We start from the raw sequence: 26434 nt of genomic DNA, 5'->3' as shown, positions 1-26434 counted from the left end.
CCCTGGATGCCCGCTTGGCGGAATTGGTAGACGCAAGGGACTTAAAATCCCTCGCCCTCACGGGCGTGCCGGTTCGATCCCGGCAGCGGGCACCACGGGTGGGACCTCATTCAAGGCAGGCGCTATTCCGCCGCCAGGGCCCGGGCCGCCATCAATGGCTCTTTCTCAATAACCGTAAGGTACGCCAAAACCGTGGCATCCGGTTCGCGGCGACCCTGTTCCCATTCCTGCAAGGTACGCAGAGGAATGTGGTAACGCGCGGAAAAGTCTTCTTGGGAAAGCCCCAAGGCGCGACGAATGCGTTTGGCCACCGCCTGCGGGCGCATCTTGGCCAACTGCTGGTCGGTAAAGGGGATGTCATCGGTCATGCCATTTACCTTCAACGGCTGAAATAGCGGGCCTGTTCTCTTTTGTCGGCCACCCGAACGGAGATGATGCGGATCGCATCCTCCCGTTCTGTGTAGACCATGGCGTGGACGATACCGGCGACCAATCCCAGAGCCAGGAACCGATCCTCGCCATAGTCCAGGGTGTCATCCAAGAACTCGAGCAAGTCGGGATCGAGCAGTACCTGTTTGCCAAAAGCGAGGTCGAGTCCGTGCTTGCCGCGGTTGGCCGTATCCTTGGCCGGGTCGAACTCGATCTTCATGGGGCATACTACGTCATTGACGGATTCTTTCCATGGTCAAGTCGATGGTGTCCGCCCCGGCCATGGGAAGCTAAGCAGGGCTTATTGCTCCCGGTCTTCCGCCATGTCCTCGGCCAGCTCGCTGGCCAGGTCGACGAACAGGCCGGGGTCGACGGTCAGGCCCTGGGCCTCGTTGATGCGCACGAAGATGCGCCAGGCATGCAGGATGGCCACGTCCAGGATGGTGTCATCGGCCTCTTCCGAATGCTTGTCGGTGATGCCCCGCTCCTCCAGGGCCGCCTTGATATCCAGGTCGGCGGCTTCCAGCACAGCTTCCATGGCGCGCTTGTGGGGGGTGGACATGATGGCAACTCCTTGAATAACAATCAGATGCTTGGGACATGACATCCGCCGCCGGCGCCGTGCCGGCGGGGGTGCCGGCGGGGGTGTTCGCAAACCATCATAGCGGATGGCGCGGACGCGAAGCCATGCGCGGGTTTAAGCGGTGTTTCAAGCCGAAACTTGAGCGGTTTTGGGGGGAAGGACGTGGCGCCTGCCTTGCGTTTCCTGGCCGGGTCCGAGGCCATGGCCCGCCTGCGCCGCGACGGCGTGTCGGATGGGATGTTCGGCACGGTGGCGGGGGCATCCGGCGGACCGAAATGGCTGGCGCTGACCCGGCTGGACCGGGCCATCCTGTCGCGCTGGTTCCAGGGCCGCACCCGGCCCCTGGCCATGGTGGGCAGTTCCATCGGCAGCTGGCGCTTCGCCGCCATGGCGCGCCAGGACCCGGCCGGCGTGCTGCGCCGGTTCGAGGAGGCCTACCTGGCCTACGTCCCGTCCGACGCCACCATGCCCACCCTGACGCGGGAAAGCCGCGCCTTCCTGGACATCATCCTGGGCTCGCCGTCCGGCGCCAACGAGGGTGACCGCAAGGGCGCGCGGGAGATCCTGTCCCACCCCGCCATGCGCCTCTCCATCCTGGCCGTGCGGGGGCGGGGACTGCTCAGTGCCCGCCATCCGGCCTGGGTGGGCGCCGGCATCGGGGCGGCCGGCCTGGCCAACCTGGTCAGCCGCCGCAGCCTGCCCCTGTTCTTCCAGCGCACGCTGTTCGCCGACCCGCGCGCGGCCGACCCCTTCGATCTCGCCGCCGGCTTCCCCACACGGCGGGTGGCGCTGACCCCGGCCAACCTGGGCGACGCCCTGATGGCCTCGGGCGCCATCCCTTTCCTGTTCGAACTGGTGCGCGACATCGGCGGGGCCAGACCCGGCGCCTACATGGATGGCGGCATCATGGACTACCACCTGGACATTCCCTTCGTGGCGGAGACGCCAGGCAGTGACTTGGTGCTGTTCCCGCATTTCGGGCCCAAGGTGGTGCCGGGATGGTTCGACAAGGCCCTGGCCTGGCGCCGCCCTGCCGCGTCTTCGCTGGCCCGCACCCTGCTGCTGTGCCCCTCGGACGAGTTCCTGGCGTCGCTGCCGCACGGCAAGATCCCCGACCGCCGCGATTTCAAGGCGCTGCCGCCCGCCGAGCGCCAGCGCTACTGGCGCCAAGCCGTGGCCGAGACCGACCGCCTGGCGGACGCGTTCCTGGACGCCGTCGACCGTGACCGCATCCCCGACCTGCTGGAGCCGCTGCGGGGCTGACGTCCCTTCCCCCCAGGCTCAAGCGCCCGGCTTTTCCGGGCCGCGACCGCGGGTCCCCCTCGCAGTTCCAGTCCCTCACAAGACAGGGCTTAGTTCCAGATACAAGGAACTAGTAACGCGGCATTCCCATGGTCTCCACCGGCACGATGGCCTTGCCGATGGGGGCGAGCGCCAGCATGGCGAACTTGAAGTGCTGGATGCCGAAGGGGATGCCGATGATGGTCACGAACCAGAACACGCCGGCGAAGACGTGGTAGAGGGCCAGCCACCAGCCGGCGAACAGGAACCAGACGACATTGCCCAGGAAGCCCAGGGGGCTGGTGCCCAGGTCTTCCCGGCCGGTCAGGACGCGGCGGTCCACCGCCATCTGCCCGAAGGGCCACAGCACGAACAGGCCCATGTTGAAGGCCGCCCGGGCCCAGGGAATGCCGACGATGCTGACCACCATCAGGATCGCGGCCATGAACCAGGCCAGCGCCCCGGTGAACCCGAACAGCACCACCCATAGGATGTTCATAAGCAGACTGATCATGACGCGCAGGCCCCGCTTGTTGCTTCCAGGATCCGATCATTCCCCAACGGGCCCGCGCCGTCCAGGACCACACCGGCCGGGGCGGGGGGAGCCACCTCGAGGCGGGGCTGTGACGGCGGTGACTTGCCGGGCGCGGCATTCCGGCATATGCCAAGCTGTAGCCTTGCGAACGTGGTTAAAGTCACCGACAGTGACAACGTTATCATCCCCCCGCACATCCGAGCGACCCATGCGCCGCAGCAGCCTTGCCGTCCTGTCCGCCGTCAGCCTCAGCCTGGGGGCGCTGGCGCCCGCCTGGTCTTCCGCCGGGGCTGCGACCCCGGCCGGCGATCCCGAACAGAAGGTGGGCCAGCGCATCCAGATTCGCGCCGCCGACCTTCCCGCCCCCTATGCGACCGAGGGCGTGGGCAATTCGTCGGAAGAGGTGCCGCGCCCGGACGGCGCCAGCCTGAACGTGCCCAAGGGCTTCACCGTTTCCGTCTTTGCCACGGGCCTCAGCCGCGCGCGCAATCTGGCGGTGGCGCCGAACGGCGACGTCTTCCTGGCCCGCCAGGCCACGCCGGGTGAGATCACCCTGCTGCGCGACAGCAAGGGCACCGGCACCGCCGACCAGGTCGTCACCTTCGCCGCCGGCTTCGACCGCCCCTACGGCATCGAGTTCCACGACGGCTACCTCTGGGTGGGCGACATCAAGGCGGTGTGGAAGATCCCGTACAAGGACGGCGACACCAAGCCGGCCGGGGACCGTATCCAGGTGACGCCGGACGGCGCCCTGGGCCAGCCCAAGGGCCACCCCACCCGCACCCTGGAATTCGCGCCCGACGGCAAGAGTTTCTTCGTCGGCGTCGGCTCCATGAGCAACATCGGCGAGGATCCGAAGCCCCACGCCGCCGTGACCGAGTTCAACATGGACGGCACGGTGAAGCGCCTCTACGCCACGGGCACGCGCAACCCCGTGGGCCTGCAGTTCTACCCCGGCACCGACGACCTCTACGCCGTGGTGAACGAGCGCGACGGCCTGGGCGACGGGCTGGTGCCCGATTACTTCACCCGGTTGCAGCCGGAAGGCTTCTACGGCTGGCCCTATTCCTACATCGGCAACCACCCCCAGCCGGACTTCGCCGACAAGCGGCCGGATCTGGTGGCCAAGGCCATCGTGCCCGACCTGTTGTTCGACGCCCATTCGGCCCCGCTGGGCCTGCTGTTCTACACCGGCCACCAATTCCCGGCCGATTACCAGGGCGGCGCCTTCGTCACCCTGCACGGCTCGTGGAACAAGGCGAAGCCCACGGGCTACAAGATCGTCTACGTGCCCTTCACCCACGGCCGCCCGGCGGGCCATTACGTGAACTTCGCCACCGGCTTCTGGCTGCCCGGCACCAACCCGGCCCAGGTCTGGGGCCGCCCGGTGGGCCTGGCCATGGCGCATGACGGCAGCCTGCTGGTGGCGGACGACGTCGGCGGCACGGTGTGGCGCATCAGCTATCACGCGAAGGGCAAGTCGTAAGCCTTTCTATTTGCAAGATTTGGTGGCCGCCTGGAGTCTAGCGGCAATGAAAGGGTGGTGGCGGTGGGCAATTTCTGCCGCAACCACCCTTGTCCAATTTGCAAAATGAGCGTATATGTCGGGGTGGCTAAAGGAGGCCATTCCCATGTCCATCGGCGGCATCAACTTCTACAGCTCTGGTTATGGCGCGACGTTCCTGACCTCCGGTGTCGGTTCGACCAGCGACGTGGCCAACTCGCAGGTGCAGTCCATCTCCCCGGTCAAGACCCAGGGGACCTCGGACCAGGGCACCGACCAGGCCAACACGGACAACAACGCGTCCAACAACAGCAGCAGCTTCACGCAGAACTTCAGCCCGACGCAGGACCAGGTGAAGGCGGCGTCGGACACCGGCCGCACCCGGGGCGCGTTCGTGAACCTGACGGTCTGAGGAAGCGCTGATCACCGGGCACCTTGGGTGTCCGGCGCAAGGGTCGACAGCGGTCGCTGCCGGCCCTTTTTTGTTGGTGCGCGCGACGCCCGTGCCCGGTGGCGTCAAGCCACCCAGCGCCGGACTTCATGCAGGTCGGCGGCCACGCGGCACAGGGCCTCGATCTCTTCCGTGGGGGCCAGCAGGTCCGGCACCATCACCGCCATCATGCCCGCGGCGTGCGCCGCGCGGATGCCGTTGTGGCTGTCCTCCAGCGCGATGCAGTGCCGGGGATCGATACCCAGGGCGGCGGCGGCCTTCAGGTAGGGCTCCGGATGCGGCTTGCCCTGGCTGACGTCGTCGCCGCCGATGACGGCGCGGAAGCGGTGGGCGATACCGGCCTGGGTCAAATGGTGCAGCGCGCGTTCCCGCTGGGTGCTGGTCGCCACAGCCATGGGGATGCCGGCGGCGTCCAGATGGTCCAGCAACTCCACCACCCCGGCCATCAGGGCGATACCGGCGTCGAAATGCGCCTGGATGGCGCTGCGGTACAGCTCGGTGAAGTGCTCGAACACGGTTTCGCCGCCGAAATGGTCCACCAGCATCTGGCGCACCGCCGGATAGGGCCGGCCGATCAGGGTGCCGTAGAACAACTCGGTCAGGGGGCGGCCCACCGTCACGGCGGCGTCCATCATGGCGCCGCGCAAGGGGCGCTCGCTGTCGATCAGCAGGCCGTCCATGTCGAAGATCGCGGCTTGGATGGCGTGGGGAAACGGCATGTCCGTGTCTTCATGCTGAGGGTGGCGGTCGCCTTGGGGATACCCTGGGGCCATTCCGGCCGCCAGTGCCGGGGCGGCATGGCAGGTTCCCCGCCGCTGGCCGTGCCGGGGACATGGCACCCCCCCACTCGGGCCCGCTTGCCGGCTCCATACCCCCGACCATATCGTTGCGATCCGTTTCCGCCGCCTGCCATTCCCGATGCGGGCGGCACAACCATTGGTATCGCCATCCATGTCCGCCTCTGACGCTCCCTTCCGCCAGTCCGCTTTCGCCAAGCCGCCCGTGGCCCGGGTCTGGCCGGTCGAGAAGACGGCCCACGGCGAGGTCCGCGTCGACCCCTACGATTGGTTGCGCGACCCGGCCTTCCCCGAGGTCAAGGACCCGGACATCCTGTCCTACCTTGAGGCGGAGAACGGCTATATCGAGCAGGTGCTGGGCGGGGAGGGGGACTTGCGCCCCGCCCTGGTGGCCGAACTGCGCGCCCGCATCAAGGAGGACGACACCGGCGTGCCCTACCGCCGCGACGGCTATTTCTACCAGTCGCGCTTCGCCGCCGGTCAGAACTACCCTGTCTTCGTGCGCTGGGCCGCCGGCACCTCTGAAGAGGAGGTGGTGCTGGATGTGAACGTCCTGGCGGCGCAGCACGACTTCATGCGCGTGGCGGATTTCGAGACGACGCGCGACGGCCGCTACCTGGCCTACACCGCCGACACCGATGGTTCCGAACGCTATGGTGTGCGGGTGAAGGACCTGTCCACCGGTGACCTGGTGCTGGAGGGGGCGGCCGACGCGACCCCCGGGGTCGCCTGGGCGGCCGACGGCCGGCACCTGTTCTACATCCGCCAGGATGAGTTCCAGCGGCCCAAGACCGTGTGGCGCCATCGCTTGGGGACCGCCCTGACCGAGGACGTGCTGGTCTATGAGGAGGCCGATGCCGCCTGGATGGTCAGCCTGGACCTGACCCTGTCCGGCCGGTTCATCCGCATCGTCGCCCACAACAACGTGTCGACCGAGGTGCGGTTGCTGGACGCCGCCCGGCCGGAGGGTGAGCCGCGCCTGGTCCTGCCCCGCCGCCAGGGGCACGAATACAATGTGGAGGATCAGGGCGACATCGCCTGGATCATCACCAACGACACCCATCGCAACTTCCGCCTGGTGAAGGCGCCGCTGGCCGATACCAGCGAAGCAAACTGGGTGGAGGTCATCGCCCCGGCCGACCGCACCTACCTCACCGGGCACATGGCGTTCCGCGACTGGCTGGTGGTTTATGCCCGGGTGGACGGCGCCCAGGTGGTGCGGGTGCTGGACCCCAAGCGGGCGGATGGCGGCGGCGCCCACGACATCGCCTTCCCCGACGCGGCGTTCGAGGTCGGGCCCGGTGCCAACTTCGACTATGACGGCGGCCTGCTGCGCCTGCGCTATCAGTCGCTGGTGACGCCGCCCACGGTCTACGACTACGACCTGAACGACCGCACGCTGGCCATCCGCAAGGTCCAGGAAATCCCCAGCGGCTATGACGCCGACCAGTATGTCAGCGCCCGCCTGATGGCGCCGGCGCGCGACGGCACGCTGATCCCCATCTCCATCGTCCACCGCCGCGATTTCCCCAAGGATGGCTCTGGCGCCCTGCACCTCTACGCCTATGGCGCCTACGGCAACGGCATCGACCCCTATTTCTCCGCCAACCGGCTGGGCCTGCTGGACCGGGGCTTCGCCTTCGCCATCGCCCACATCCGCGGCGGTGATGAACTGGGGCGCGGCTGGTACGAGGACGGCAAGCTGGAGAAGAAGATCAACAGCTTCACCGACTTCATCGACGCCGCGCAGTTCCTGGGATCCCGAGGCTACGCCAAGGCCGGCAACATCTCAGCCGAGGGCGGCAGCGCCGGCGGCCTGCTGATGGGCGCCGTGGCCAACATGGCGCCCGAGGGCCTGTTCCGCGCCATCGTGGCCCAGGTGCCCTTCGTCGATGTGGTCAACACCATGCTGGACGACAGCCTGCCGCTGACCGTCATCGAGTATGATGAGTGGGGCAATCCCAACGAGCCCGAGGTCTATCAGCGGCTGAAATCCTACAGCCCCTATGACAACGTGGCGGCCAAGGCCTATCCCCACCTGTTGATCACCGCCGGCCTCAGCGACCCGCGCGTCACCTATTGGGAACCGGCCAAGTGGACGGCCAAGCTGCGCACGCTCAAGATCGACGACCATGTCCTGCTGTCGCGGACCGAGATGGGCGCCGGCCACGCCGGCGCCGCCGGCCGCTTCGACAAGCTGAAGGAGGTGGCCCTGACCCAGGCCTTCCTGCTGCGGGCCTTCGGCAAGGGGCTGTAAGGCAGTTCGTCCACTGCCGGGCATTTGTAAGGGGGGATGGGGCAGGCTTATAGTCCGCTCCAGCCCTTTACATTTCAAAGGTCCTATCCCGTGACCGTCACGCCTTTCCCCATCGCCCGCGCCCGCGCCGCCACCCGTGCGCCCCATCGCGCCATCGGCATCTGGCTGCTGGTCTGCGCCGGCCTGGTCTTCGCCATGGCCGTCATCGGCGCCATCACCCGCCTGACGGAAAGCGGCCTGTCGATCACGGAATGGAAGCCGGTGACGGGCGCCCTGCCGCCCCTGTCGGACGCCGCCTGGGCGGAGGAGTTCGCCAAGTACCAGGCCACGCCGGAATTCGCGCTGAAGCACAGCGGCATGGACCTGGCGCAGTTCAAGGGCATCTTCTTCTGGGAATGGTTCCACCGGCTGGTGGGGCGCCTGATCGGCGTCGTCTTCCTGCTGCCCTTCCTGGTCTTCCTCGCCACCCGCCGCGTGCCGCGCAGCCTGGTGCCACGCCTGGCCGGCCTGTTCGTTCTGGGCGGACTGCAGGGCGCCTTGGGCTGGTACATGGTCAAGAGCGGCCTGGTGAACCGGCCGGACGTCAGCCACTACCGCCTGGCGGCCCACCTGTCGCTGGCGGTGCTGATCTATGTCGCCATGCTGGCCACGGCCCTGCCACTGCTGTTCCCCGCCGCCAGCGGCACCCTGCACCGGGCGCGCGGCAGCTTGCGCCGCCATGCCGGCATCGCCATGGGCTTGGTCGCCACCACCATGGTGTGGGGCGCCTTCACCGCCGGGCTGGATGCCGGCCAGGCCTACAACACCTGGCCGCTGATGAACGGCACCCTCGCGCCGGAGGAGATGTGGAACCTCAGCCCGGCCTGGCTGAACTTCCTGGAGAACACGGCCGCCGTGCAGTTCACCCACCGCTGGCTGGCCATCCTGACCGGGCTGGTGGTGTGGTCCTACGCCTTCCGCGCGCTGCGCGCCGGGGTGCAGGGCCGCGTGCGGGCCTTGGCCATCGCCGTGGCCGTCATGGTGCTGGTGCAGATCAGCCTGGGGATCAGCACCCTGCTGATGTTCGTGCCGGTGCACGTGGCCGCCACCCACCAGGCGGGCGCCCTGGTCCTGCTGGGCCTGTTCACCTGGACGGTGATGGAGTATCGGCGGGCGTAAGAGGTCCGGCGGACAAACAAAAAGGGCACGAGGCCGGTGCCGCGCGCCCTTTTTCATTCCGGGTTCGGGTATCGCCCGATGGTCTGAGCATCAGGCCACCGGAGGCTGGCGATTGCCAACCCGGACCGGTCAGGTCCGTAAGCCAAGCCGCCGGATGGCGGCGCCCGGCGCCTGAGGGGCGGCTTAAGCCGCGGCGGCCTTCTCGGCCTGCAGCTGGCGGCGGTACTCGAGGGCGTCGGCGAAGACGCGCAGCATGGTGTCGATGAACTCCGGCACCACCTCCTCCGGACCGCGGGCGGTCAGCAGCTGGCGGTCGATGTTCATGTTCTGGCCTTCCTCGGCCACCCAGGTGGCGCCGGCGGCCTCGACGGTCTCGCGGATCGCCTCGTTGCCGGTCACGGTGCGGCCCTTCAGACGCTGGGCCACGGCCAGCAGCTGGACGCCGTGGTTGATGGCGGCGACGCCCTTGCCGGCGTCCATGAAGCTGCCGATGATGCGGCGGGTGTGCGGGTTGGCGGACAGCTTGGCCACGCTGCGCTCACCACCCGGCAGGACCAGCAGGTCGAAGTCGGCGGCCAGCACTTCGCCAATCTGCTTGTCCGTGGGGAAGTAGTGGCCCCAGGACGTGCCGTGCCAGCCGTTCACCAGACCCTGCTCGGGCGAGATGATCTTGGGCGCGGCACCGGCGCGCAGCAGGGCGCGCTGGGCTTCGGTCATTTCCACTTCTTCGAAGCCGTTGGCGATGAGGATGGCAACGGCTTTTCCGGCGAGCGGCTGATCGGTCAAATTACGTCTCCTATGTTGTTTCGGCGGCCCGACACCCGCCCGTCGCCGTTCCCCAGGGGACGGCGCCGTTGGCAAGGCGCGATGGATGCTGCCTCGTGAAAATGGCCGCCCAGGAACAGGCGGCCATGGCAAAGCGTCAGGCGCGGGCGGCTGTCGTGATGCATGCCGGGCCGATGGGATGACGCTCTATTCGCATGGCATCGTAATTGGCCTCTCCGACGCCCCAGGTCAATCGCATTAAGACCGATTCGGGGTTGCGGTGCGGCATGGCTGAGTTGCGGGTGCACGGCCAAGCTCTGGCACGGCCGCGCCTACCTTGACCTAAACTTTGGGATGGGGTGGGCGTCCGCCGCTGTAGGCCCCGACCGGGCCGCCGGGGCATTCCGGGGAGCGTCAGCGCACTGGAATGCGAGGACAAGCCTAGCTGCCGGATGGCCGCGCCCGGCACTTGAGGGAACACTAACTAATTAACTAATCGCCGACAGCGCCTCTTCCAACTCGTTGAAGTCCGGCATGTACTCCGTCGGCACCTTTTTTCGCGCCGCCTCGATGGAGACCTGGGGCGCGTAGCCCGCCAGGTGGGATGTGATGGCCGCCCGGATGACGTGATAGAACTGGTTCTCCTCCTCCGCCACGCCTTTCAGCCGCGAGGCGATCGGGGCGATGATGCAGTAGGACAGGAAGATGCCCATGAAGGTGCCGACCAGGGCGCCGCCGATCAGCTTGCCCAGCACCTCGGGCGGCTCGGTGATGGACGCCATGGTCTTGATGACGCCCAGCACGGCGGCGACGATGCCCAGGGCGGGCATGGCGTCGGCCATGGTCTGGAAGGCGTGGCTGGAGTGCAGGTCCTCGTGCTTGGCCTTGTCGATCTCCTGCTCCATCAGCGCCTCAAGCTCATGCGGGTTGTCCACACCGATGGAGAACATGCGCAGGTAATCCGCGATGAACTTGACCGTGAACGGGTCCTTCATGATCGAGGGGTAGGCGTTGAAAATGTTGCTTTCCAAGGGCTTTTCGATGTGCTGCTCAATGGCCAGCACGCCCTTGGTCTTCATCGTCTTCAGGATTTGATAGAGCAGCGACAGCAGCTCCATGTATTCCTTCTTGTGGAACTTGGCGCCGGGGAAGATGCGCTTCACCGCACCCAGCGCCTGCTTGATGGTGTGGGTGCTGTTCGCCACCATGAAGCCGCAGATGGCGGCGCCGCCGATGGTCATGAACTCGCCGGGCAGGGCCTCAAGGATGATGCCGATCTTGCCGCCGAAGATCATGAACGACCCGAACACGCAGATGAACACGCCGAGCAGGCCGATGGCGGCAAACATGAGCAGACCTTGGTAGCTGGACCCCTAAGGTTCGCAGAGTCCAGACAATCGGCCTACTTGTCAAATCCCTGATGGGTTAGGGCGACGGCACATCGGCGCGCCCGGACGGGTGATGTCGAACGCGGCCCCCGTCACCCAGGCATGATGCCAAGACCCTTGAATTCGGACGCCCCCTCCGCCATCGTTCCCGCCATCGACTGGGGTGCCGCCCGCCTGACCATCAGGCCCGCGGCTGAGATCAGACCCATGGAACCTGCTCCGGATCATGCCGGCGAAGGGAGATCGCGAGACCGTGACCTATCATCCGCCCTCGGGCCATTCATCCGCCAAGCCGTCCGTCACCTCCCGGGTGATCGTCATCGGCGCCGGCTGCATCGGCCTGTCCATCGCCTGGCGCCTGGCCGCCGCCGGCAGCACGGTCGACATCTATGACCAGGGCCGGGCCGGTGGCGGCGCCACCCATGCCGCCGCCGGCATGCTGGCGGCCGCCGTGGAGACGGAACCGGGGGAACAGGCGCTGCTGCCCTTGACCCTGGACAGCCAGCGGCGCTGGCCCGCCTTCGCCGCCGAGCTGGAGGCCTACAGCGGCCTGCCCGTCGACCTGCGCACCGACGGCACGGTGCAGGTGGCCCTGACCCGCGACGATGTGGAGGTGCTGCGTAGCGGCTTCGAGTTCCAGCGCGGCCTGGGCCTGAACGTCGCCTGGCTGACGGGCGCCCAGGTGAAGGAACGGGAGCCGTGGTTGAACCCCCGCGCCGCCGCCGGCGTGCTGGGCGCCGATGACGGCCAGGTGGACAACCGCAAGCTGGCCGTGGCGCTGAAGGCCGCCGCCGTGAAGGCGGGCGCCCGCCTGCACGAGGGTGCCGCCGTGGAGACCCTGTCGCTGACAGCGGGCCGCGTCGATGGCGTGGTGGTGGACGGCGCGCTGAAGCCCGCCGACGTGGTGGTGCTGGCCGCCGGCGCCTGGTCGCGCCAGCTGGCGGGGTTGCCGGAGGGCGCGGTGCCGCCGGTGCGGCCGGTGAAGGGCCAGATGCTGGCCCTGCGCATGGATGCCGCCCAGCCGCTGCTGCGCCATGTGGTGTGGCCGCCCAAATGCTATCTCGTGCCCCGTCTGGACGGCCGCCTGATCGTGGGCGCCACGACCGAGGACAAGGGCTGGGACGACCATCTGACGGCCGGCGGCGTGCTGGCCCTGCTGGAGGCTGCGTGGCGGGCCCTGCCCGGGGTGGAGGAGCTGCCCATCGAGGAGATGTGGGTGGGGCACCGCCCCGGCAGCCGCGACGACGCCCCCATCCTGGGGCCCGTGCCCGATGTCGCCGGCCTGGTCATGGCCACCGGCCACCACCGCAACGGCATCCTGCTGACCCCCGGCACGGCCGACTTGGTCGCCGACCACATCCAGACCGGCCGGGTGGACCCGCTGCTGGCGCCCTTCGGCATCGGGCGGTTCCAGGAACGACATACCAACGGCATGAGACCTTGACTCATGCCCTTGTCGGACGCGACCGCGTCCGCCGGAGCGAGTACCGCGCGGCGGAGCGAGGAAGCCAAGCCGGCGGATGCCGGCGTCCCGGCGATTGAGGGATAAGGAAGCGCGCATGATCACTGTGAACGGCAAGACCCGCGACCACGCGAACGGCCTGGACCTGCCGGCCCTGCTGGGTGAGGCGGGGGTAGATCTGGGGGCCCGCGGTATCGCCGTGGCCGTCAACGGCACCGTCGTGCCGCGTGCCCGCTGGGCGGAGCGTGCCGTCGCCGACGGCGACGCCATTGAAATCGTGAAGGTGCTGCAAGGTGGCTGAAGACCTGTTCCGCATCGCCGGCAAGGCGTTCACCTCCCGCCTGTTCCTGGGCACGGCGGGCTATCCCAACCAGCAGGTGTTCCTGGACAGCCTGGCGGCCTCGGGTGCGCAAGTGGTCACCGTCTCCATCCGCCGGGTGGACATGGAAGGCGGGGCCGAGGGCATCCTGGATCTGGTGCGCGACCGCGCCTGGTTGCTGCCCAACACCGCCGGCTGCGCCACGGTGAAGGACGCCGTGCTGACCGCCCAACTGGCGCGCGAGGCGCTGGATACCAACTGGATCAAGCTGGAACTGATCGGCGACCGTGAGACGCTGTACCCGGATGTGGAACAACTGGTGACGGCCGCCGCCCAACTGGTGGATGACGGTTTCGCCGTCCTTCCCTATTGCACCGACGATCCCATCGTCTGTCGCCGCCTGGCCGATGTCGGCTGCGCCGCCGTCATGCCTCTGGGGTCACCTATCGGCACGGGGCTGGGAATCCTGAATCCTTACAATATCGAAATGATTTGTAGCCGGAGCACGGTGCCCGTCATCCTGGATGCTGGTGTGGGTACGGCCTCGGACGCCGCGCTGGCCATGGAATTGGGCTGCGACGCCGTGCTGCTGAACACCGCCGTGTCCAAGAGCACCGACCCGGTGCGCATGGCCGCCGCCATGGGCCACGCCGTGGCCGGTGGCCGCCTGGCCCGTCTGGCCGGCCGCATTCCGAAGCGCACCCGGGCCGAGGCCTCCAGCCCCGAACTGGGGCTGATCGGGGGGTAGGGTGGAGTTGCCATATCCCGCGCTGCTGGTCATCACCGACCGCCGCCAAGCGAGCATGCCCTTGCCGCGGTTGCTGGACCGGGTCTTCGCCGCCGGTTGCCGCTGGGCCAGCGTGCGGGAGAAGGATTTGGCCCCCTGCGAGCGGTTGGATTTGGTGCGCCAGTTGCGACCCATCGCCCGCCACCATGGCGCCCTGCTGACGGTGCATGGTGACCTGACGGCGGCGGTACTGTGCGACGGCGTGCATCTCGGGGCGGGCGGCGACGTGGCGGCGGCCCGGGCCCGCCTGGGACCACGGGCCCTGGTGGGCATCTCGCGCCATCATCCGGAGGAAGGCCTCGGTGGCGCCGACTACGCCACCCTCAGCCCCATTTTCGAGACCGCGTCCAAGCCCGGCTATGGTCCCGCCCTGGGCCCCCAGGCGCTGTCCCGCCTGCCCGGCGCCGTGGCCCTGGGCGGACTCACCCCCGCCAACGCGGCGCAGGCCCGCACGGCCGGCGCTGCCGGCCTGGCAGTCATGGGCACGGTCATGCGCGCAAGCGACCCCGGCGCCATGGTCGGGGAGCTGCTGGCGGCCTGGGATGATTACGATATTGGGGGGCCTTGATCCTTGAACCCGTCAAAGATCGCGTCGAAATCCCTTTGCCCGTGAACCAAGCGGAGGATTTGGACGACGCGGCCGGTTACGCGATGGAGGACCACGTAAGATTTGGCGACGGGGAAACTCCGCAATCCAGCGGTGACATCGCCCAAATCCCGGCCCAGCTTGGGAAAATCCGCGAACTTCTCCGCAAAATGGAAAACGGCATCGATCAGGTCATCGGCCGCCTTCGGGTTTTCCGTGTAGATGTATGACCAAATCTGGCGGAGGTCCTCTTTCGCAAGCGGAGAGAAGACAACCTTTGCCATCAAGAGCCGTGACGGGTGCGAAACTCCGCCTTCAGCGATTCCTTGGTTTCCACCGTGCCCAACCCGGCGTCCAACTGATCAATCGCTGCCTGGCTGTATTGGCGCAATCGTTCGATTTGTTCCGCCTCACGGGGGGGGGGATGCGGCGCACCTCCACCCGGTACAGGTCGGTCGGCTTTCCGGCGTCCAGGCCCTCCGCCAAGCTGGCAGGCAGCTCGTCACGGCGAAGGGTGCCAACGGTGGAGTTTGCCATGAGAGGCTCCGGGCGGCTGGATTCGGTACGGGGCGATGATAGTCCATTCCACTGACCATGGCATCGCCCATCCAGAGATGATGGTCGCAGCCCATTTTGCCAAGGACGGCGGAGGCTCCCGCCGGCGCCCGAGACCCCGAACTAGTGCGCCTCGCCCCAACTGCGCCCGGTGCCGGCCTCGGCCACCAGGGGCACGCTCAAGCTGGCCGCCCCCTCCATCACCTGGCGCACTACGGGGATGGTGGCGTCCACCTCCGCCACCGGCACTTCGAACAGCAGTTCGTCGTGCACCTGCAGCAGCATGCGGCCGGCCAGCCCGGCGTTGGCCATCGCGGCGGGGATGCGGGCCATGGCGCGGCGGATGATGTCGGCGGCCGTGCCCTGGATGGGGGCATTGATGGCCTGGCGCTCGGCGAAGGCGCGGCGGGCGGCGTTGCTTTCCTTGATGCCCTGGATCCAGCACTGGCGACCGAACAGGGTGGTGACGTAGCCCTTTTCCTTGGCCTCGGCCTTGGTCTTCTCGAAATAGCCGGCCAGTTCGGGGAAGCGTTCGAAGTACTGCTTGATGAAGGCCCCGGCCTCACCCGCGCCGGTGCCCAGTTGCCGCCCCAGGCCGAAGCCGGAGATGCCGTAGATGATGCCGAAGTTGATGGCCTTGGCCTTGCGCCGGATCTCGGATGTCATCTGGTCCAGCGGCACGCCGAACACCTGGCTCGCCGTCATGGCGTGAATGTCGATGCCCTCGGTGAAGGCCTGCTTCAGGGCCGGCACGCAGGCGATCTCCGCCACCAGGCGCAGCTCGATCTGACTGTAGTCCACGGACAGCAGCACATGGCCCTCCGGCGCCACGAAGGCGCGGCGGATCTTGCGCCCCTCCTCCGTGCGGATGGGGATGTTCTGCAGGTTCGGATCGGTAGAGCTGAGGCGCCCGGTGGCGGTGGCGGCCAGGGCGAAGCTGGTGTGCACGCGGCCCGTGTTGGCGTTGATCTCCTCCTGCAGCGCGTCGGTGTAGGTGGATTTCAGCTTGGCCAGCTGGCGGTGGTCCAGCACCTTCTGCGCCACCTCCACCCCCTGTTCGGCCAGGGGCTCCAGCACGGAACTGTCGGTGGAATAGGCGCCGGTCTTGCCCTTCTTGCCGCCGGGCAGGCCCATCTCGTCGAACAGCACCTCGCCCAGCTGCTTGGGGCTGGCGACGTTGAAGGGGTGGCCCACCAGGGCATGGATTTCCTGTTCCAGCGCCGCCAGACGGCCGGCGAAATCGCGCGACAGCTCGGCCAGCATGGCGCGGTCCACCAGGATGCCGGCCTCTTCCATGGTCGCGACCACGGGCGTCAGCGGGCGGTCCAACGTCTCGTACACCGTCACCAGGTGTCGGCGCAGCACGTCGGCCTTCAGCACCTGGTGCAGGCGCAGGGTGATGTCCGCATCCTCCGCCGCGTAGGCGCAGGCGCGGTCCAGGGGCACGCGGTCGAAGGTGATGCGGTTCTTGCCCGTCCCCGTCACCTCGTCGAAGGTGATGCAGGTGTGGCCCAGGTGGCGCTGCGCCAGCTCATCCATGCCGTGGCCGTGGGCGCCGGCGCCCAGGGCGTAGGACAGCAGCATGGTGTCGTCCACCGGCGCGATGGCGGCCGGGCCGGGGGCGAAGCCGTGGCGGGCCAGCACCCGGATGTCGAACTTCAGGTTATGGCCCACCTTCAGCACCGACGGGTCGGCCAGCAGCGGCGCCAGCAGGGCGCGGGCCTCGTCCAGCGGAATCTGCGGCGGCGGGGGCGGCGCCTCGCCGAAATCGAAGCCGCCGGCTTGTGGGTTCGGGGCGTCCGGGTTGATGTGCGCGAGGGGCACGTAGCAGGCACGGCCCGGCGTGTGGGAGAGGGAGAAGCCCACCAGCTTGGTCCGGTCGGGGTACAGGCCGTCGGTCTCGGTGTCGATGGCCACCGTGCCGGCCAGCGTCGCCTCATCGATCCAGCGCTTCAGCACGGCGGCGTCCTGCACCAGCTCGTACGCGATCTCGGTGGGGGCGGGAATCTTGGGCTCCCCGATGGGGGCGACCTCGGTGCTGTAGAAACGGCTGTTGTAGGCGGCGCGCACGGCGTCGGTGCGCTGCTCCGCCCCGCCGCCACTGGCCGTGGCCTCCAGCGTCAGGGCCGGGGCGCCACTGCCGCCCGCACTGCCGCCGCCATTGGCCTTCAGGATGTCGTTCTCGACCTTCTGGATGGCGGAGCGGAAGCCCTGCTCGCGCAGCCAGCCGATCAGGCGCTCGGGGTCGGGCTTGCGCGCCGTCAGGTTCTCCAGCGGCTCGGGCACCGGCACATGGGCCTCCAGCTTCACCAACTGGCGGGAGATGCGGGCCATCTCCGCATGCACGGTCAGGGCCTCGCGCCGCTTGGGCTGCTTGATCTCGTGCGCGCGCTCCAGCAGGGCGTCCAGCCCGCCGTATTCCGTGATCAGCTGGGCGGCGGTCTTGACGCCGATGCCCGGCACGCCCGGCACGTTGTCCACGCTGTCGCCGGCCAGGGACTGCACGTCCACCACCAGTTCCGGCGCCACGCCGAACTTCTCCAGCACCTCGTCCCGGCCGACGCTCTTGTTCTTCATCGGGTCCAGCAGGCCGACGCCATCGGTGATCAACTGCATCAGGTCCTTGTCGGACGAGACGATGACGCAGTCTCGCCCCGCCTCGCGCGCCAGGCGGGCGTATGTCGCGATCAGATCGTCGGCCTCATACCCCTCCAGGTGCAGGCAGGGCAGGTTGAAGGCGTCCACCGCCTGGCGGATCAGGTCGAACTGCGGGATCAGATCTTCCGGGGGCGGCGGGCGGTGGGCCTTGTAGTCCGGATAGATGGCGTTGCGGAAATTCTCCCGCTTGCTGTCGAAGATGACGGCGACGGAGTGCACCTTCACGTCGGCCAGCAGCTTCATCAGCATGTTGGTGAAGCCCAGCACCGCGTTCACCGGCGTGCCGTCCGGCCGGTTCAGCGGCGGCAGGGCGTGATAGGCGCGGAAGATGAAGCCCGAGCCGTCCACCAAGTACAGCGTTTCCTTCACCTCGCCCGGCACGGCCGGGACACCGGTTACGGGCGTGGGCGCATCCGGCGGAACGGGGATGGCGGCGGTCGCGGCGGCGGGCGCGTCGGTGGTGTCGGCCATGGCGGGCATCTTCAGCGTAACGGGCGGGGTGGGACGGGCGCATGAACGCGGGCATCCCGGGAGCGCACCATGGCCGATTTGGGGCGGGGCTGTCGAGGGTGGCGACGGTCGAGGTCCCGCCCCCGCAGTGTCCCAAATGCGGCCCAACACGCGAACAGGCGGGCGAAGCGCCAGCCAAAGAGATCAAGCAACTATTTGAAAGCGGTGGCGGACCCGATACGATTCGAACGTACGACCTCTGCCTTCGGAGGGCAGCGCTCTATCCAGCTGAGCTACGGGTCCATGCCGGGCGGCACGCCGGGTTTCCGGCGGCGCGGCGCGCACCATACAGGCAAGTTCCGGGCAATGCAAACGCTATGGTAGGTGTTGGGTGGGGGCGCCGCTCAGGGCGCCCGGTCCAACCGGACGTAGCGGCGTTCCAGGCGGGCGGCGTTGTAGTAGACGGCGACGGGGGCGCCGGTGCCGGGGTCGGTGAAGCGCTCGCCCGTATCCTGCCAGCCGGGGCCGGGCAGGCCGGTCATCAGCGGCTTGTAGGCGACGCGCTCGACACAGGCGGCCAGGCACAGCACGCCGGTGCCGACCAGCAGGCCGATGGGGAACACCGTCACCATATCCATGAACCAGACGGCCAGGGTGGCGGCGAAGGCCAGGGCGCTGCCGATCATCAGCCAGGTGCAGGCGGGCTGGCGCAGGTGGGAACGGCGGTGCCGGGTGGGACCGAAATGGACATGCAGCACGGACATGATGGACGTCTCCTTCCCCTGTTCGGGGGCCCTGGCGGCGGGCGTGCCCGGATCGGCGGCGGGGCGGCGGTCCGTGGCGGGCGTCCGGGGCGTCGGGCCCCTCTGCTTGATGGCGGTACTCAGGCTTTCCTTGAAGCGGGCTTTCCTTTCGTAAGACTCAGGCGGCGGGCTCCAGCACCACGGCGGTGCCGTAGGCGACGATCTCGCTCATGGTCTCGCCGATCTCGGAACTGTCGAAGCGCATCATGACAACGGCGTTGCCCCCCATGGCGCCGGCATTGGTGACCATGCGGTCGATGGCCTGGCGGCGGCCTTCCTCCAGCATCTGGGTGTATTCGTGGATCTCACCGCCCACCAGGGTGCGCAGGCCGGCCATGAAGTTGCCGGCCAAACCCCGGCTGCGTACCACCACACCGAACACCTGGCCCTTCACGGCCACGACCCGGTGTCCGGGCACGGCCTCCGTCGTCACCACCAGCATGCGGCACTCCTGTCCTGTGAGGGAAAGCTTACGCCCGGGCGCGGTCCCACGCCATGAGCGCGTTCGGTCAGGGTGGCCCCCGCCGTGGCGGGCGGGGGCCGTTTCCGGTCAGTGCGTGGCCGGCAGCGTGGCCAGCCAGCCGTCCACCTGGGGCAGCCGCTCCTGCGCCACCTTGGCCCGGTAGGCGATTTCACCCGCGGCCTTGGCGACACCCTGGCGGGCGGTGGCCGGCACGTGCGCTTCGGCATAGGCGTTCAGCTCGCCGATGCGCGCCGGATCGGACGAGCGGCGCGCCACGCCGGCGAAGAACTCATAGCGCTGCATCTGGTCCAGCGTGGCCTCCACCGCGTCGACGTGGGCCGTGACGAAGCGCCAGGCCAGGTCGGGGTTGGTGTCGGCCACGGCCAGGATCAACTGCGGCGCGATGGTGGTGCCCACCTCCGGCGTCAGGCTGAGGTCCAACACCTTCTGCGCCAGGGCGGGGTCGCGCACCGCCCCCAGGGCCCCGTACAGCTGGCGGCGGGCCAGCGCGTCGGTGGTGCTGGACGCCAGGGTGTGCAGCCGGTCGAAGGTGGCGGCATCGGCGTGCTGCGCCACGGCGGTGATGACGGCCAGGCGGATGCCGGGGGGCAGGGCCGTGGGGTCGGTGCCGTCGGCCGCCAGGCGCCGTTCCGCCTCCGTCAGCGTTTCGGGGGCGTCGAAACCGCTGAGCGCGCGGATCAGGGCGGCGCGGGTCAGGCCCACCTTGTCGCCCTGGCCCGGCTGCGGGTCCCAGCCGATGGTGGAGAGCACCGGCGCCAGCACGCCGCGGGCGAAGGCGCGGAAGGCGGCTTGGCCGGGCTTGCCGGCGTAATAGCCGTCCACGTCGCGCAGGTAATCGGCCGCCTGTTCCCATACCGACGGGTCGGCGTCCGGGCGCAGGGCGCGGATCAGGGACAGGCTGTCGCTCATGGCCATCTGCCCCGCCTCGCCCAGGGCGGCGCTGTCGTACATCAGGCCCAGCTGGTCGATGGGCGCCAGCCGGTCGACATGGTCCACCAGGGCCTTGAACGCCGGCTCGGTATAGGCCGTGCGGAAATAGCCGGTCTGGCCGGCATTGGCCAGCAGGGGCCCGCAGCCGGGCACGGCGGCCTTGCCCGTCAGGGCCGTCAGCAGGCTGTGCGTCTGGGAACCGGTGCCCCCGCTGGCGCCGCCGCCCACCGTCGCCAGCGGCACGGGGATGGCCCACAGCCGGTCGCTCAGATGGTACTGGTCGGGGATGGTCACCGGCTCGGTGGCGAAGCGCGCCTGGCGCAGGCTGACCTGCGTGCCGCCCCCCGCTACCACGGCCGGCGCCGTTTCCTTGGCGCCCTTCCTGCCCTTATGCGGCTTGGGGCTGTCGTCGGCGCCGCAGGTGGCGCTGACCGATACCAGGGGGATGCCGGGTTTGGTGATGAAATCGGTGGCGATGCGCAGCGCGTCCTTGGCGCCCGCCTCCTCCACCGCCTTGAACAGGTCGCGGGTGGTGGCGTTGCCGTAGGCGTGGCGCTTCATATAGCGGCGCACCCCGTCACGGAATACGGTTTCGCCCACCGTCGCCTCCACCATGCGGATGACGGCCTGGCCCTTGTCATAGGTGATGTCGTCGAAGGCCTCATCCGCCTCGGCCACGGAATTGATGGTCTGCACCACCGGGTGGGTGGCGGCGCGGGCGTCCAGGCGCTTGGCCCGTTCCATCGCCGGCATGGCCACCAGCCAGGGCGACCAGTCGGGATGCAGGGCGTCCATGGCCTTGGCCTCCATCCATGAGGCGAAGCCCTCGTTCAGCCACAGGTCGTCCCACCAGGCCATGGTGACCAGGTCGCCGAACCACTGGTGCGCCATCTCGTGCGCCACCACCTGGAACACGCGCTGCCGGGCCTTCTCGGTGGCCAGGGCCGGGTCCAGCAGCATGTCCTTCTCGAACGACATGATGGCGCCCCAGTTCTCCATGGCGCCGAAGCCGCCGGCGCCGGGCGTGGCGATGAAGTCCAGCTTGGGCAGGGGGTAGGGCGTGCCGAAATAGTCGTTGTAGCGGGCCAGGATGGCGGCGGCCGTCTCCAGCGCGAAGCGCGCCTTGTCCACCGACCCGCGCCGCACAACCACACCGATCTCCACATCGCCGGCCTTGGCGGTGGCGCGCTCCAGGTCGCCCACGGCCACGAACAGCAGATAGCTGGACATGCGCGGCGTGGGCTGGAAATGCACCAGGTGGCGGCCGTCGGCCATGGCCTCGTCCGCCTTCACCGGCATGTTGGACACGGCCATCTGGCCCTGGGGCGCCATGATGGACAGGGTGAAGGTGGCCTTGGCCGAGGGCTCGTCCCAGCAGGGCAGGAAGCGGCGGGCGTCGCCGGCCTCGAACTGGGTGGACAGCATGCGGGCCGGCACGCTGGCGTCCCCCTTGCCATTTCCTGGAACATCCGTGGCGTACTCCAGCTGGAACAGGCCGCGCGCCGACTTCTCGATCTGGCCACGGTAGGCGATGTCCACCGTGTGATGGCCGGGGGGCAGGGGGGATGCCGCCGTTAGGGTGGCCGTTTGGCCGCCCTTGTCCAAGGTGACGCCGGTGGCGGGGTTGCCGTCGATGGTCACGCGGTCCAGGCTCAGACTTTCCGCGTTCAGCACCACCGTGGGGGTGGCCGTGGCCACGTCGATGTCGATATGCACCTCACCGGCGAAGGTCGAGGCCTCGATGTTGGGGATGACCGTCAGGTCATAGTGCAGGGGTGAAATGTTGCCCGGCAGTCGGCCGTTGGCCGCTAGACTAACCGTGGGGATGAGGCATAGGGACGCAGTCGTCGCCAGAACAATTTTGAGCATGCCTTTGAAATTAGTCGGGGCCAGGGGCATACAGCCACTCCTACGCTTGTATTGCGTGGCGCCACTGCGGGGCGCTTTACGCTTTGACGCGGAGTGTGCCTGCGTCCACCCCGCAGTTCAATTGCGGACTTCCCGGCCGATAGGGGCGCCGCCTGCCGAGGGCGGCGGGGTTGGTGTGTGGTGGATACTATATCCATCGACTTTCAAGGTAAGCGCTGTCCCCATGCTGAAATCGCCACGTTGGGCCGGCAATTCGCGGTGGGATGCGACAGAAGAACGCAGACCCGGTCGCAAACCTGTCGCCCGCTGACACCGCTTCTCGGCGTTGGCCCGGGCTCTTCGGACAGGATTTAGCGGAGGGCGGTGGATGATATGTCAACCTCATCTTTCCCAAAGGTCGGCCTCGATGCCTGATTAGTTAGGCTGGGCAATCGATTTTCTGCTGATTCAGCAAGTGTTACTTAACAAAGAATACCGACATGATCTGGTGCGCTGATAGCAAAACCGCAAAGAGATTAGCGATTGGTGATGAAGGTGCCCGAGAGTTAAAAGAAAATTCAAAGGCGAGCGGGTTAGCCGGTCGTTCCAACTGATGGTCTAGTCTTCAAAATTCGCATGGGCTTGTCCCTGGACTAAACTCCCAGCGGCCTATATTGAAAGTTGCCTTCCGAAAGTCAGCTCCGCGGTTCGCGGGCTGATCGGGATCGCTCTAGCCGGCATTTCAAATTTCGCTGTCGTTCTCGCCCGTGCGCGCCCTCCAGCGCCCTCGTGGGCGCCGCATTTGGGAAGTATCGCCATGTTCCAAGCCCAGTCCTCGACGGCCCCATTGGCTGCCGACACCCCGTCCATTTCCAACCGGGCCCGCAAACGTTTCGCCGTGTCGGTGGCGGCGCGCATCGCCCTGCTGATCGTGGGGGCCGTGACCCTGCTGACGGTGGTCAGCCTGGGCATCAGCCACGTGTTGCTGGCGGGCTTCACCATGGAATTGGCCAAGGACCGGCAGGACGCCAACATGCAGGTGGCCTGGCACGTGCTGGAAGGTTACGGCAAGGGCTACAGCCTCAAGGACGGGCGCCTGTACGCCGGCGACACCGCGCTGGAGAACAACGTCGCCGCCGTCGATACGGTTAAGCGCCTGGTGGGCGGCACCGCCACCATCTTCGCCGCCAAGAATGGCGAGATGGTGCGCATCGCCACCAACGTCATGAAGCCGGATGGCAGCCGTGCCGTCGGCACCGCGCTGGACCACAACGCCGCCTACGACGCCGTCGTCGGCCGGGGCGAGGCCTATCGCGGTGAGGCCGACATCCTGGGCGTGCCCTTCTACACCGCGTACGACCCGATCAAGGACGCCGGCGGCCATACCGTGGGTGTGCTGTACACCGGCATCCAGAAGCGCATCTTCGCCGAGGCGGTGGAGCATCTGAAGACCAGCATCCTGGTGGCCAGCGTCACCCTGGCCGTGGTGCTGGGCCTGGCCGCCTGGTGGCTGGCCAGCCGCTGGGTGGGCCGTCCCGCCCTGCTGGTGGCCCGCCTGCTGGAACGCCTGGCGGCCAACGACACCACGGTGGAGATTCGCCCCACCCAGCGCCGGGATGAGATCGGGCGCATGCTGCGCGCCGCGGGCGCCCTGCGCGGCGTGGTGGCCGACGTCTTCCGCCTGAAGCAGATGGTGGACGACATGCCGCTGAATGTCCTGCTGGCCGACGCCGACCAGAATTTCCGCATCACCTATGCCAACGCCGCCAGCCTGGGCACGCTGAAGACGCTGGGCGCCCCCCTGCCGCGCCCGTTGGCCGGCGGCACGCCGGTGGGCGCCGGGATCGGTCTGTTCCATGCCGACCCCGCCCCGTTGCTGGAGGTGGTGAAGAACCCCGCCCGCCTGCCCTGGCAGGGTCGCCTGACCCTCGAGAACGTTGGCGGGAATGCACAGGGGGGCGATAACGAGGAGCTGGAGCTGCGCGTGGCCGCCGTCCGCGATACCGACGGCCGCTACGTCGGGCCCATGATGACCTGGTCGGTGGTGACGCGTCAGGCCCGCCTGGCCGCCGCGTTCGAGACCGACGTGCATGGGGTGGCCGCCGCCGTTACCAGTGCCGCCCACACGCTGGAGGGCGATGCCCGCACCCTGACCGACAACACCGGCACCGCCTGCACGCAGGCCCAGGACGTGCAGGCCGCCGCCAGCCAGACCTCCAGCAACGTGCAGACGGTGGCCGCCGCCGCCCAGGAACTGGCGGCCTCGGTGGATGAGGTCGGCCGGCAGGTCGAACGCTCGAAGGCCATCGCCGCCCGCGCGGTGGCAGAGGCGACCACCACGGGCCAGACCATCGGCGGCTTGGCCGAGGCGTCGGACCGCATCGGCGCCGTGGTGCAGATGATCAGCGACATCGCCGGGCAGACCAACCTGCTGGCCCTGAACGCCACCATCGAGGCGGCGCGGGCGGGTGAGGCCGGCAAGGGCTTTGCCGTCGTGGCCTCCGAGGTCAAGACCCTGGCCGGCCAGACGGCCAAGGCCACGGAGGAGATTACCCGCTATGTCCAGGACATCGGCCAGCGCACGGGCCTCAGCGTCGCCGCCATGGAACGTATCGGCACCACCATCCACGAGGTGAACGAGGTCGCCGCCGCCATCGCCGCCGCGGTGGAGGAGCAAGGCGCCGCCACCCGTGAGATCGCCCGCAACGTGGCCGAGGCCGCCGACGGCACCGACCACGTCAGCCGCACCCTGTCCTCCCTGACCGATGCCACCGGTGTGGCCGGCAGCACGGCGGGCGAGGTGCTGGACACCGCCGGCAGCCTGACCCGCGAGGCCGGCCGCCTGAACCAGGCGGTGGAAGGCTTCATGAAGGCGTTGCGGGAGATGTGAGGGGCGCGCGCGTTTGCCCGCTAGGCTAGCTTTGGTTTCCAGTCCACGTTCCCTGGAAACCTGCGGCGATCGCAGTCACGGTCTTGTCGCGGCACTCCGGGTGCGCTAGAGGGCGGGGGTAGTTAGCGAAGTGACCTCATGAACGCCACGCCCGATCTAGACGACGATGACGAGGACGACCTGCCGCCCCTGCCGGCGGGCGCCAAGAACTATATGACGCCGGAAGGCTTCAACCGCATGCGGGACGAACGCCATCAGCTGCTGAGGGTGGAACGGCCCAAGGTGGTGGAGGTGGTGTCCTGGGCCGCCGGCAATGGCGACCGGTCGGAGAACGGCGACTACCTCTACGGCAAGAAACGGCTGCGCGAGATCGACCGGCGCATCCGCTTCCTGACCAAGCGCATCGAAAGCGCCGAGGTTGTCGACCCCCAGCTGCAGAAGAACCGTTCCCAGGTCTTCTTCGGCGCCACCGTCACCTATGCCGATGAAGACGACGGTCGCATGACCGTCACCATCGTCGGCCGGGACGAGGTGGACATGGATCGCCACCGCATCAGCTGGGTGTCGCCGGTGGCGCGCGCGCTGATGAAGGCACGCGTGGGCGATGTCGTCACCGTGCGCACGCCCAAGGGGCCGGAAGAAGTGGAGATCCTGGAGATCCGCTACCCCGACTGAAGGGCCGGGGTGGCGGCCGGGGAGGATGGTCCTCAGCGGTGCTTCCGGGCCGTCGTGTCATACTCCGCCGTCAGAGTGTCCTTCAGCGACCACGGATGGTCGGCGGCGCTGGCGTTGTCCTTCAGGATGACCACGTCGTCGATCAGCCAGCGTCCGCCGGTCCGCGCGAAATGGTAGGCCAGGACGCGGGGCCCCATGTTGTTGAAGCGGGCCGTCACCGTGGCCGTGTCGCCCGCCGCCTCGGCCTCCAGGCCGAAACCGGACAGCTCCCAGTCCTGGCCGTCGATGATGATGTCGAAATCCAGGGCGCAAATCCCCTGGGTGCGCTTCTCGCAAGCCCGGTCGGCGTCCAGCAACCGCGCCAGCGCCGGGGTGGCGTGGCGCCGGACCTGGGCGACCGAATCGATAGTCGTATCTTTTTCGGCATGCGGATCGACGAGGTATGGCCGATACAGCGCCTCTACGATGGCCCGGGGTGTCGATCGCGGCGCCTCGGCGCCGGCCGCCGGCGGTAGGGCTAGCAGGCTGAGGGCCACCGAGCCCATTGCGGGCAAGCGGCCCGCCCGCCTCATAGTTCCGGCCGCATGCCGGCGAGCGACCGCCGGGCGATATCCTTCAGGGCGGCGCGCAGGCGCTCGATCTCTTGCGCGGCGGCCTCGTAATCCTCGATCAACCCCCCGACCAGGGTGCCCGGGTCCCCGGCATGGTCGGGATAGCGGTCGCGGGCCCGTTCGGCGCGGCGGCGCAGCCGCTCCACGATGTCCTCGTTGACGGGCGGCGCCGGGCGGTGGCTGTCATCCTCCGGCGTCATGTCCTCGGCATCCGGCATGGCCTCAGCC

The 26434-nt window shown here is 68.3% G+C and carries 25 protein-coding genes, 2 tRNA genes and 1 riboswitch; of the genes, 12 read left to right on the top strand and 15 right to left on the bottom strand.

Features of this window, described 5'->3' with window-relative positions:
• Positions 1-8 precede the first annotated feature (8 nt).
• Positions 9-95 (top strand) — tRNA-Leu (locus tag FBZ89_RS15495).
• A gap of 27 nt (positions 96-122) precedes the next feature.
• Here the strand turns inward: FBZ89_RS15495 and FBZ89_RS15490 are convergent.
• The 3 genes from FBZ89_RS15490 to FBZ89_RS15480 form a co-directional block, all read right to left on the bottom strand.
• Positions 123-368, bottom strand: coding sequence for a helix-turn-helix domain-containing protein (locus FBZ89_RS15490; RefSeq protein WP_145750874.1), 246 nt, complete (start codon positions 366-368; stop codon positions 123-125).
• An 11-nt stretch (positions 369-379) separates the two neighbouring features.
• Positions 380-649, bottom strand: coding sequence for a BrnT family toxin (locus FBZ89_RS15485; RefSeq protein ID WP_145750873.1), 270 nt, complete (start codon positions 647-649; stop codon positions 380-382).
• Positions 650-730: 81 nt separating this feature from the next.
• Positions 731-991 (bottom strand): hypothetical protein, encoded by a 261-nt coding sequence (locus FBZ89_RS15480; RefSeq protein WP_040849837.1) that lies wholly within the window; start codon positions 989-991, stop codon positions 731-733.
• 183 nt (positions 992-1174) lie between these two features.
• Between FBZ89_RS15480 and FBZ89_RS15475 the strand changes: the two genes are divergently transcribed.
• Complete coding sequence (locus FBZ89_RS15475; protein ID WP_145750872.1) at positions 1175-2275, top strand: patatin-like phospholipase family protein; 1101 nt, start codon at positions 1175-1177, stop codon at positions 2273-2275.
• A 109-nt stretch (positions 2276-2384) separates the two neighbouring features.
• On the opposite strand, the gene FBZ89_RS15470 is transcribed toward FBZ89_RS15475, so the two are convergent.
• Complete coding sequence (locus FBZ89_RS15470) at positions 2385-2807, bottom strand: YccF domain-containing protein (protein ID WP_145611029.1); 423 nt, start codon at positions 2805-2807, stop codon at positions 2385-2387.
• Positions 2808-3036: 229 nt separating this feature from the next.
• Between FBZ89_RS15470 and FBZ89_RS15465 the strand changes: the two genes are divergently transcribed.
• Positions 3037-4314 (top strand): PQQ-dependent sugar dehydrogenase, encoded by a 1278-nt coding sequence (locus FBZ89_RS15465; protein WP_145750871.1) that lies wholly within the window; start codon positions 3037-3039, stop codon positions 4312-4314.
• Between the two features lie 145 nt (positions 4315-4459).
• Positions 4460-4744: a hypothetical protein gene (locus FBZ89_RS15460; protein ID WP_145750870.1), complete on the top strand. Its 285-nt coding sequence runs from the start codon at positions 4460-4462 to the stop codon at positions 4742-4744.
• A 104-nt stretch (positions 4745-4848) separates the two neighbouring features.
• Here FBZ89_RS15460 and FBZ89_RS15455 read toward each other — a convergent pair whose 3' ends face one another.
• Entirely contained in the window at positions 4849-5502 is a 654-nt protein-coding gene (locus FBZ89_RS15455; RefSeq protein ID WP_145750869.1) for an HAD family hydrolase, read from the bottom strand.
• 232 nt (positions 5503-5734) lie between these two features.
• Between FBZ89_RS15455 and FBZ89_RS15450 the strand changes: the two genes are divergently transcribed.
• Complete coding sequence (locus FBZ89_RS15450; protein WP_145750868.1) at positions 5735-7837, top strand: S9 family peptidase; 2103 nt, start codon at positions 5735-5737, stop codon at positions 7835-7837.
• Positions 7838-7927: 90 nt separating this feature from the next.
• Complete coding sequence (locus FBZ89_RS15445) at positions 7928-8995, top strand: COX15/CtaA family protein (RefSeq protein ID WP_246172252.1); 1068 nt, start codon at positions 7928-7930, stop codon at positions 8993-8995.
• Between the two features lie 183 nt (positions 8996-9178).
• Here the strand turns inward: FBZ89_RS15445 and FBZ89_RS15440 are convergent, their stop codons facing one another.
• Positions 9179-9781: a DJ-1/PfpI family protein gene (locus FBZ89_RS15440; protein ID WP_145750866.1), complete on the bottom strand. Its 603-nt coding sequence runs from the start codon at positions 9779-9781 to the stop codon at positions 9179-9181.
• Positions 9782-10248: 467 nt separating this feature from the next.
• On the bottom strand, positions 10249-11109 hold the full coding sequence (motA, locus tag FBZ89_RS15435) for a flagellar motor stator protein MotA (protein ID WP_004271405.1): 861 nt from the start codon (positions 11107-11109) through the stop codon (positions 10249-10251).
• Between the two features lie 188 nt (positions 11110-11297).
• Positions 11298-11407, top strand: a riboswitch (TPP riboswitch).
• Between motA and thiO the strand changes: the two genes are divergently transcribed.
• From thiO to FBZ89_RS15415, 4 genes are all read left to right on the top strand, one after another.
• On the top strand, positions 11375-12592 hold the full coding sequence (gene thiO / locus FBZ89_RS15430) for a glycine oxidase ThiO (RefSeq protein WP_186457390.1): 1218 nt from the start codon (positions 11375-11377) through the stop codon (positions 12590-12592). It overlaps the preceding riboswitch by 33 nt.
• A 115-nt stretch (positions 12593-12707) precedes the next feature.
• On the top strand, positions 12708-12911 hold the full coding sequence (gene thiS / locus FBZ89_RS15425; RefSeq protein ID WP_211115251.1) for a sulfur carrier protein ThiS: 204 nt from the start codon (positions 12708-12710) through the stop codon (positions 12909-12911).
• Positions 12904-13677, top strand: coding sequence for a thiazole synthase (gene thiG / locus FBZ89_RS15420; protein ID WP_145750863.1), 774 nt, complete (start codon positions 12904-12906; stop codon positions 13675-13677). Before thiS ends, thiG begins: the two co-directional genes overlap by 8 nt.
• A 7-nt stretch (positions 13678-13684) precedes the next feature.
• A complete protein-coding gene (locus tag FBZ89_RS15415) occupies positions 13685-14284 on the top strand; it encodes a thiamine phosphate synthase (protein WP_425465959.1) in 600 nt (199 codons plus the stop codon).
• Here FBZ89_RS15415 and FBZ89_RS32050 read toward each other — a convergent pair.
• From FBZ89_RS32050 to FBZ89_RS15385, 6 genes are all read right to left on the bottom strand, one after another.
• The gene (locus FBZ89_RS32050) at positions 14263-14586 is read right to left on the bottom strand and encodes a type II toxin-antitoxin system RelE/ParE family toxin (RefSeq protein ID WP_145750861.1); all 324 of its coding nucleotides are present in this window, start codon (positions 14584-14586) and stop codon (positions 14263-14265) included. The two genes, FBZ89_RS15415 and FBZ89_RS32050, sit on opposite strands and share 22 nt — an antisense overlap.
• Before the next feature lie 394 nt (positions 14587-14980).
• A complete protein-coding gene (gene polA / locus FBZ89_RS15405) occupies positions 14981-17986 on the bottom strand; it encodes a DNA polymerase I (protein WP_145750860.1) in 3006 nt (1001 codons plus the stop codon).
• A 205-nt stretch (positions 17987-18191) separates the two neighbouring features.
• Positions 18192-18268, bottom strand: a tRNA-Arg gene (locus FBZ89_RS15400).
• A 101-nt stretch (positions 18269-18369) separates the two neighbouring features.
• Positions 18370-18729: a hypothetical protein gene (locus FBZ89_RS15395; protein WP_145750859.1), complete on the bottom strand. Its 360-nt coding sequence runs from the start codon at positions 18727-18729 to the stop codon at positions 18370-18372.
• Between the two features lie 157 nt (positions 18730-18886).
• A complete protein-coding gene (locus tag FBZ89_RS15390) occupies positions 18887-19210 on the bottom strand; it encodes a heavy metal-binding domain-containing protein (protein ID WP_145750858.1) in 324 nt (107 codons plus the stop codon).
• Positions 19211-19318: 108 nt separating this feature from the next.
• Positions 19319-22051, bottom strand: coding sequence for a M1 family metallopeptidase (locus FBZ89_RS15385; RefSeq protein ID WP_186457389.1), 2733 nt, complete (start codon positions 22049-22051; stop codon positions 19319-19321).
• A 796-nt stretch (positions 22052-22847) separates the two neighbouring features.
• Between FBZ89_RS15385 and FBZ89_RS15380 the strand changes: the two genes are divergently transcribed.
• Positions 22848-24920 (top strand): methyl-accepting chemotaxis protein, encoded by a 2073-nt coding sequence (locus tag FBZ89_RS15380; protein WP_145750856.1) that lies wholly within the window; start codon positions 22848-22850, stop codon positions 24918-24920.
• A gap of 138 nt (positions 24921-25058) precedes the next feature.
• Positions 25059-25595, top strand: a complete 537-nt coding sequence (greB, locus tag FBZ89_RS15375; protein WP_145750855.1) for a transcription elongation factor GreB — start codon at positions 25059-25061, stop codon at positions 25593-25595.
• Positions 25596-25627: 32 nt separating this feature from the next.
• On the opposite strand, the gene FBZ89_RS15370 is transcribed toward greB, so the two are convergent.
• Both FBZ89_RS15370 and FBZ89_RS15365 read right to left on the bottom strand, forming a co-directional pair.
• Entirely contained in the window at positions 25628-26149 is a 522-nt protein-coding gene (locus tag FBZ89_RS15370; RefSeq protein WP_186457388.1) for a YqhG/Tai3 family protein, read from the bottom strand.
• Positions 26150-26163: 14 nt separating this feature from the next.
• Entirely contained in the window at positions 26164-26424 is a 261-nt protein-coding gene (locus tag FBZ89_RS15365; protein ID WP_145750853.1) for a hypothetical protein, read from the bottom strand.
• Positions 26425-26434: the final 10 nt, after the last annotated feature.

Origin of the sequence: Nitrospirillum amazonense (genome assembly GCF_007828045.1) — a bacterium.
Classification (GTDB): Bacteria; Pseudomonadota; Alphaproteobacteria; order Azospirillales; family Azospirillaceae; genus Nitrospirillum; species Nitrospirillum amazonense_C.
This window is presented reverse-complemented; position numbering and strand designations above follow the sequence as displayed.

Bases quoted from the DNA above. Each gene is read 5' to 3' on its own strand.
- FBZ89_RS15490 (WP_145750874.1), bottom strand. From the start codon at position 368: ATGACCGATGACATCCCCTTTACCGACCAGCAGTTGGCCAAGATGCGC.
- FBZ89_RS15485 (WP_145750873.1), bottom strand. From the start codon at position 649: ATGAAGATCGAGTTCGACCCGGCCAAGGATACGGCCAACCGCGGCAAG.
- FBZ89_RS15480 (WP_040849837.1), bottom strand. From the start codon at position 991: ATGTCCACCCCCCACAAGCGCGCCATGGAAGCTGTGCTGGAAGCCGCC.
- FBZ89_RS15470 (WP_145611029.1), bottom strand. From the start codon at position 2,807: ATGATCAGTCTGCTTATGAACATCCTATGGGTGGTGCTGTTCGGGTTC.
- FBZ89_RS15465 (WP_145750871.1), top strand. From the start codon at position 3,037: ATGCGCCGCAGCAGCCTTGCCGTCCTGTCCGCCGTCAGCCTCAGCCTG.
- FBZ89_RS15460 (WP_145750870.1), top strand. From the start codon at position 4,460: ATGTCCATCGGCGGCATCAACTTCTACAGCTCTGGTTATGGCGCGACG.
- FBZ89_RS15455 (WP_145750869.1), bottom strand. From the start codon at position 5,502: ATGCCGTTTCCCCACGCCATCCAAGCCGCGATCTTCGACATGGACGGC.
- FBZ89_RS15450 (WP_145750868.1), top strand. From the start codon at position 5,735: ATGTCCGCCTCTGACGCTCCCTTCCGCCAGTCCGCTTTCGCCAAGCCG.
- motA (WP_004271405.1), bottom strand. From the start codon at position 11,109: ATGTTTGCCGCCATCGGCCTGCTCGGCGTGTTCATCTGCGTGTTCGGG.
- thiO (WP_186457390.1), top strand. From the start codon at position 11,375: ATGCCGGCGAAGGGAGATCGCGAGACCGTGACCTATCATCCGCCCTCG.
- thiS (WP_211115251.1), top strand. From the start codon at position 12,708: ATGATCACTGTGAACGGCAAGACCCGCGACCACGCGAACGGCCTGGAC.
- FBZ89_RS32050 (WP_145750861.1), bottom strand. From the start codon at position 14,586: ATGGCAAAGGTTGTCTTCTCTCCGCTTGCGAAAGAGGACCTCCGCCAG.
- polA (WP_145750860.1), bottom strand. From the start codon at position 17,986: ATGGCCGACACCACCGACGCGCCCGCCGCCGCGACCGCCGCCATCCCC.
- FBZ89_RS15395 (WP_145750859.1), bottom strand. From the start codon at position 18,729: ATGTCCGTGCTGCATGTCCATTTCGGTCCCACCCGGCACCGCCGTTCC.
- FBZ89_RS15390 (WP_145750858.1), bottom strand. From the start codon at position 19,210: ATGCTGGTGGTGACGACGGAGGCCGTGCCCGGACACCGGGTCGTGGCC.
- FBZ89_RS15385 (WP_186457389.1), bottom strand. From the start codon at position 22,051: ATGCTCAAAATTGTTCTGGCGACGACTGCGTCCCTATGCCTCATCCCC.
- FBZ89_RS15380 (WP_145750856.1), top strand. From the start codon at position 22,848: ATGTTCCAAGCCCAGTCCTCGACGGCCCCATTGGCTGCCGACACCCCG.
- greB (WP_145750855.1), top strand. From the start codon at position 25,059: ATGAACGCCACGCCCGATCTAGACGACGATGACGAGGACGACCTGCCG.
- FBZ89_RS15365 (WP_145750853.1), bottom strand. From the start codon at position 26,424: ATGCCGGATGCCGAGGACATGACGCCGGAGGATGACAGCCACCGCCCG.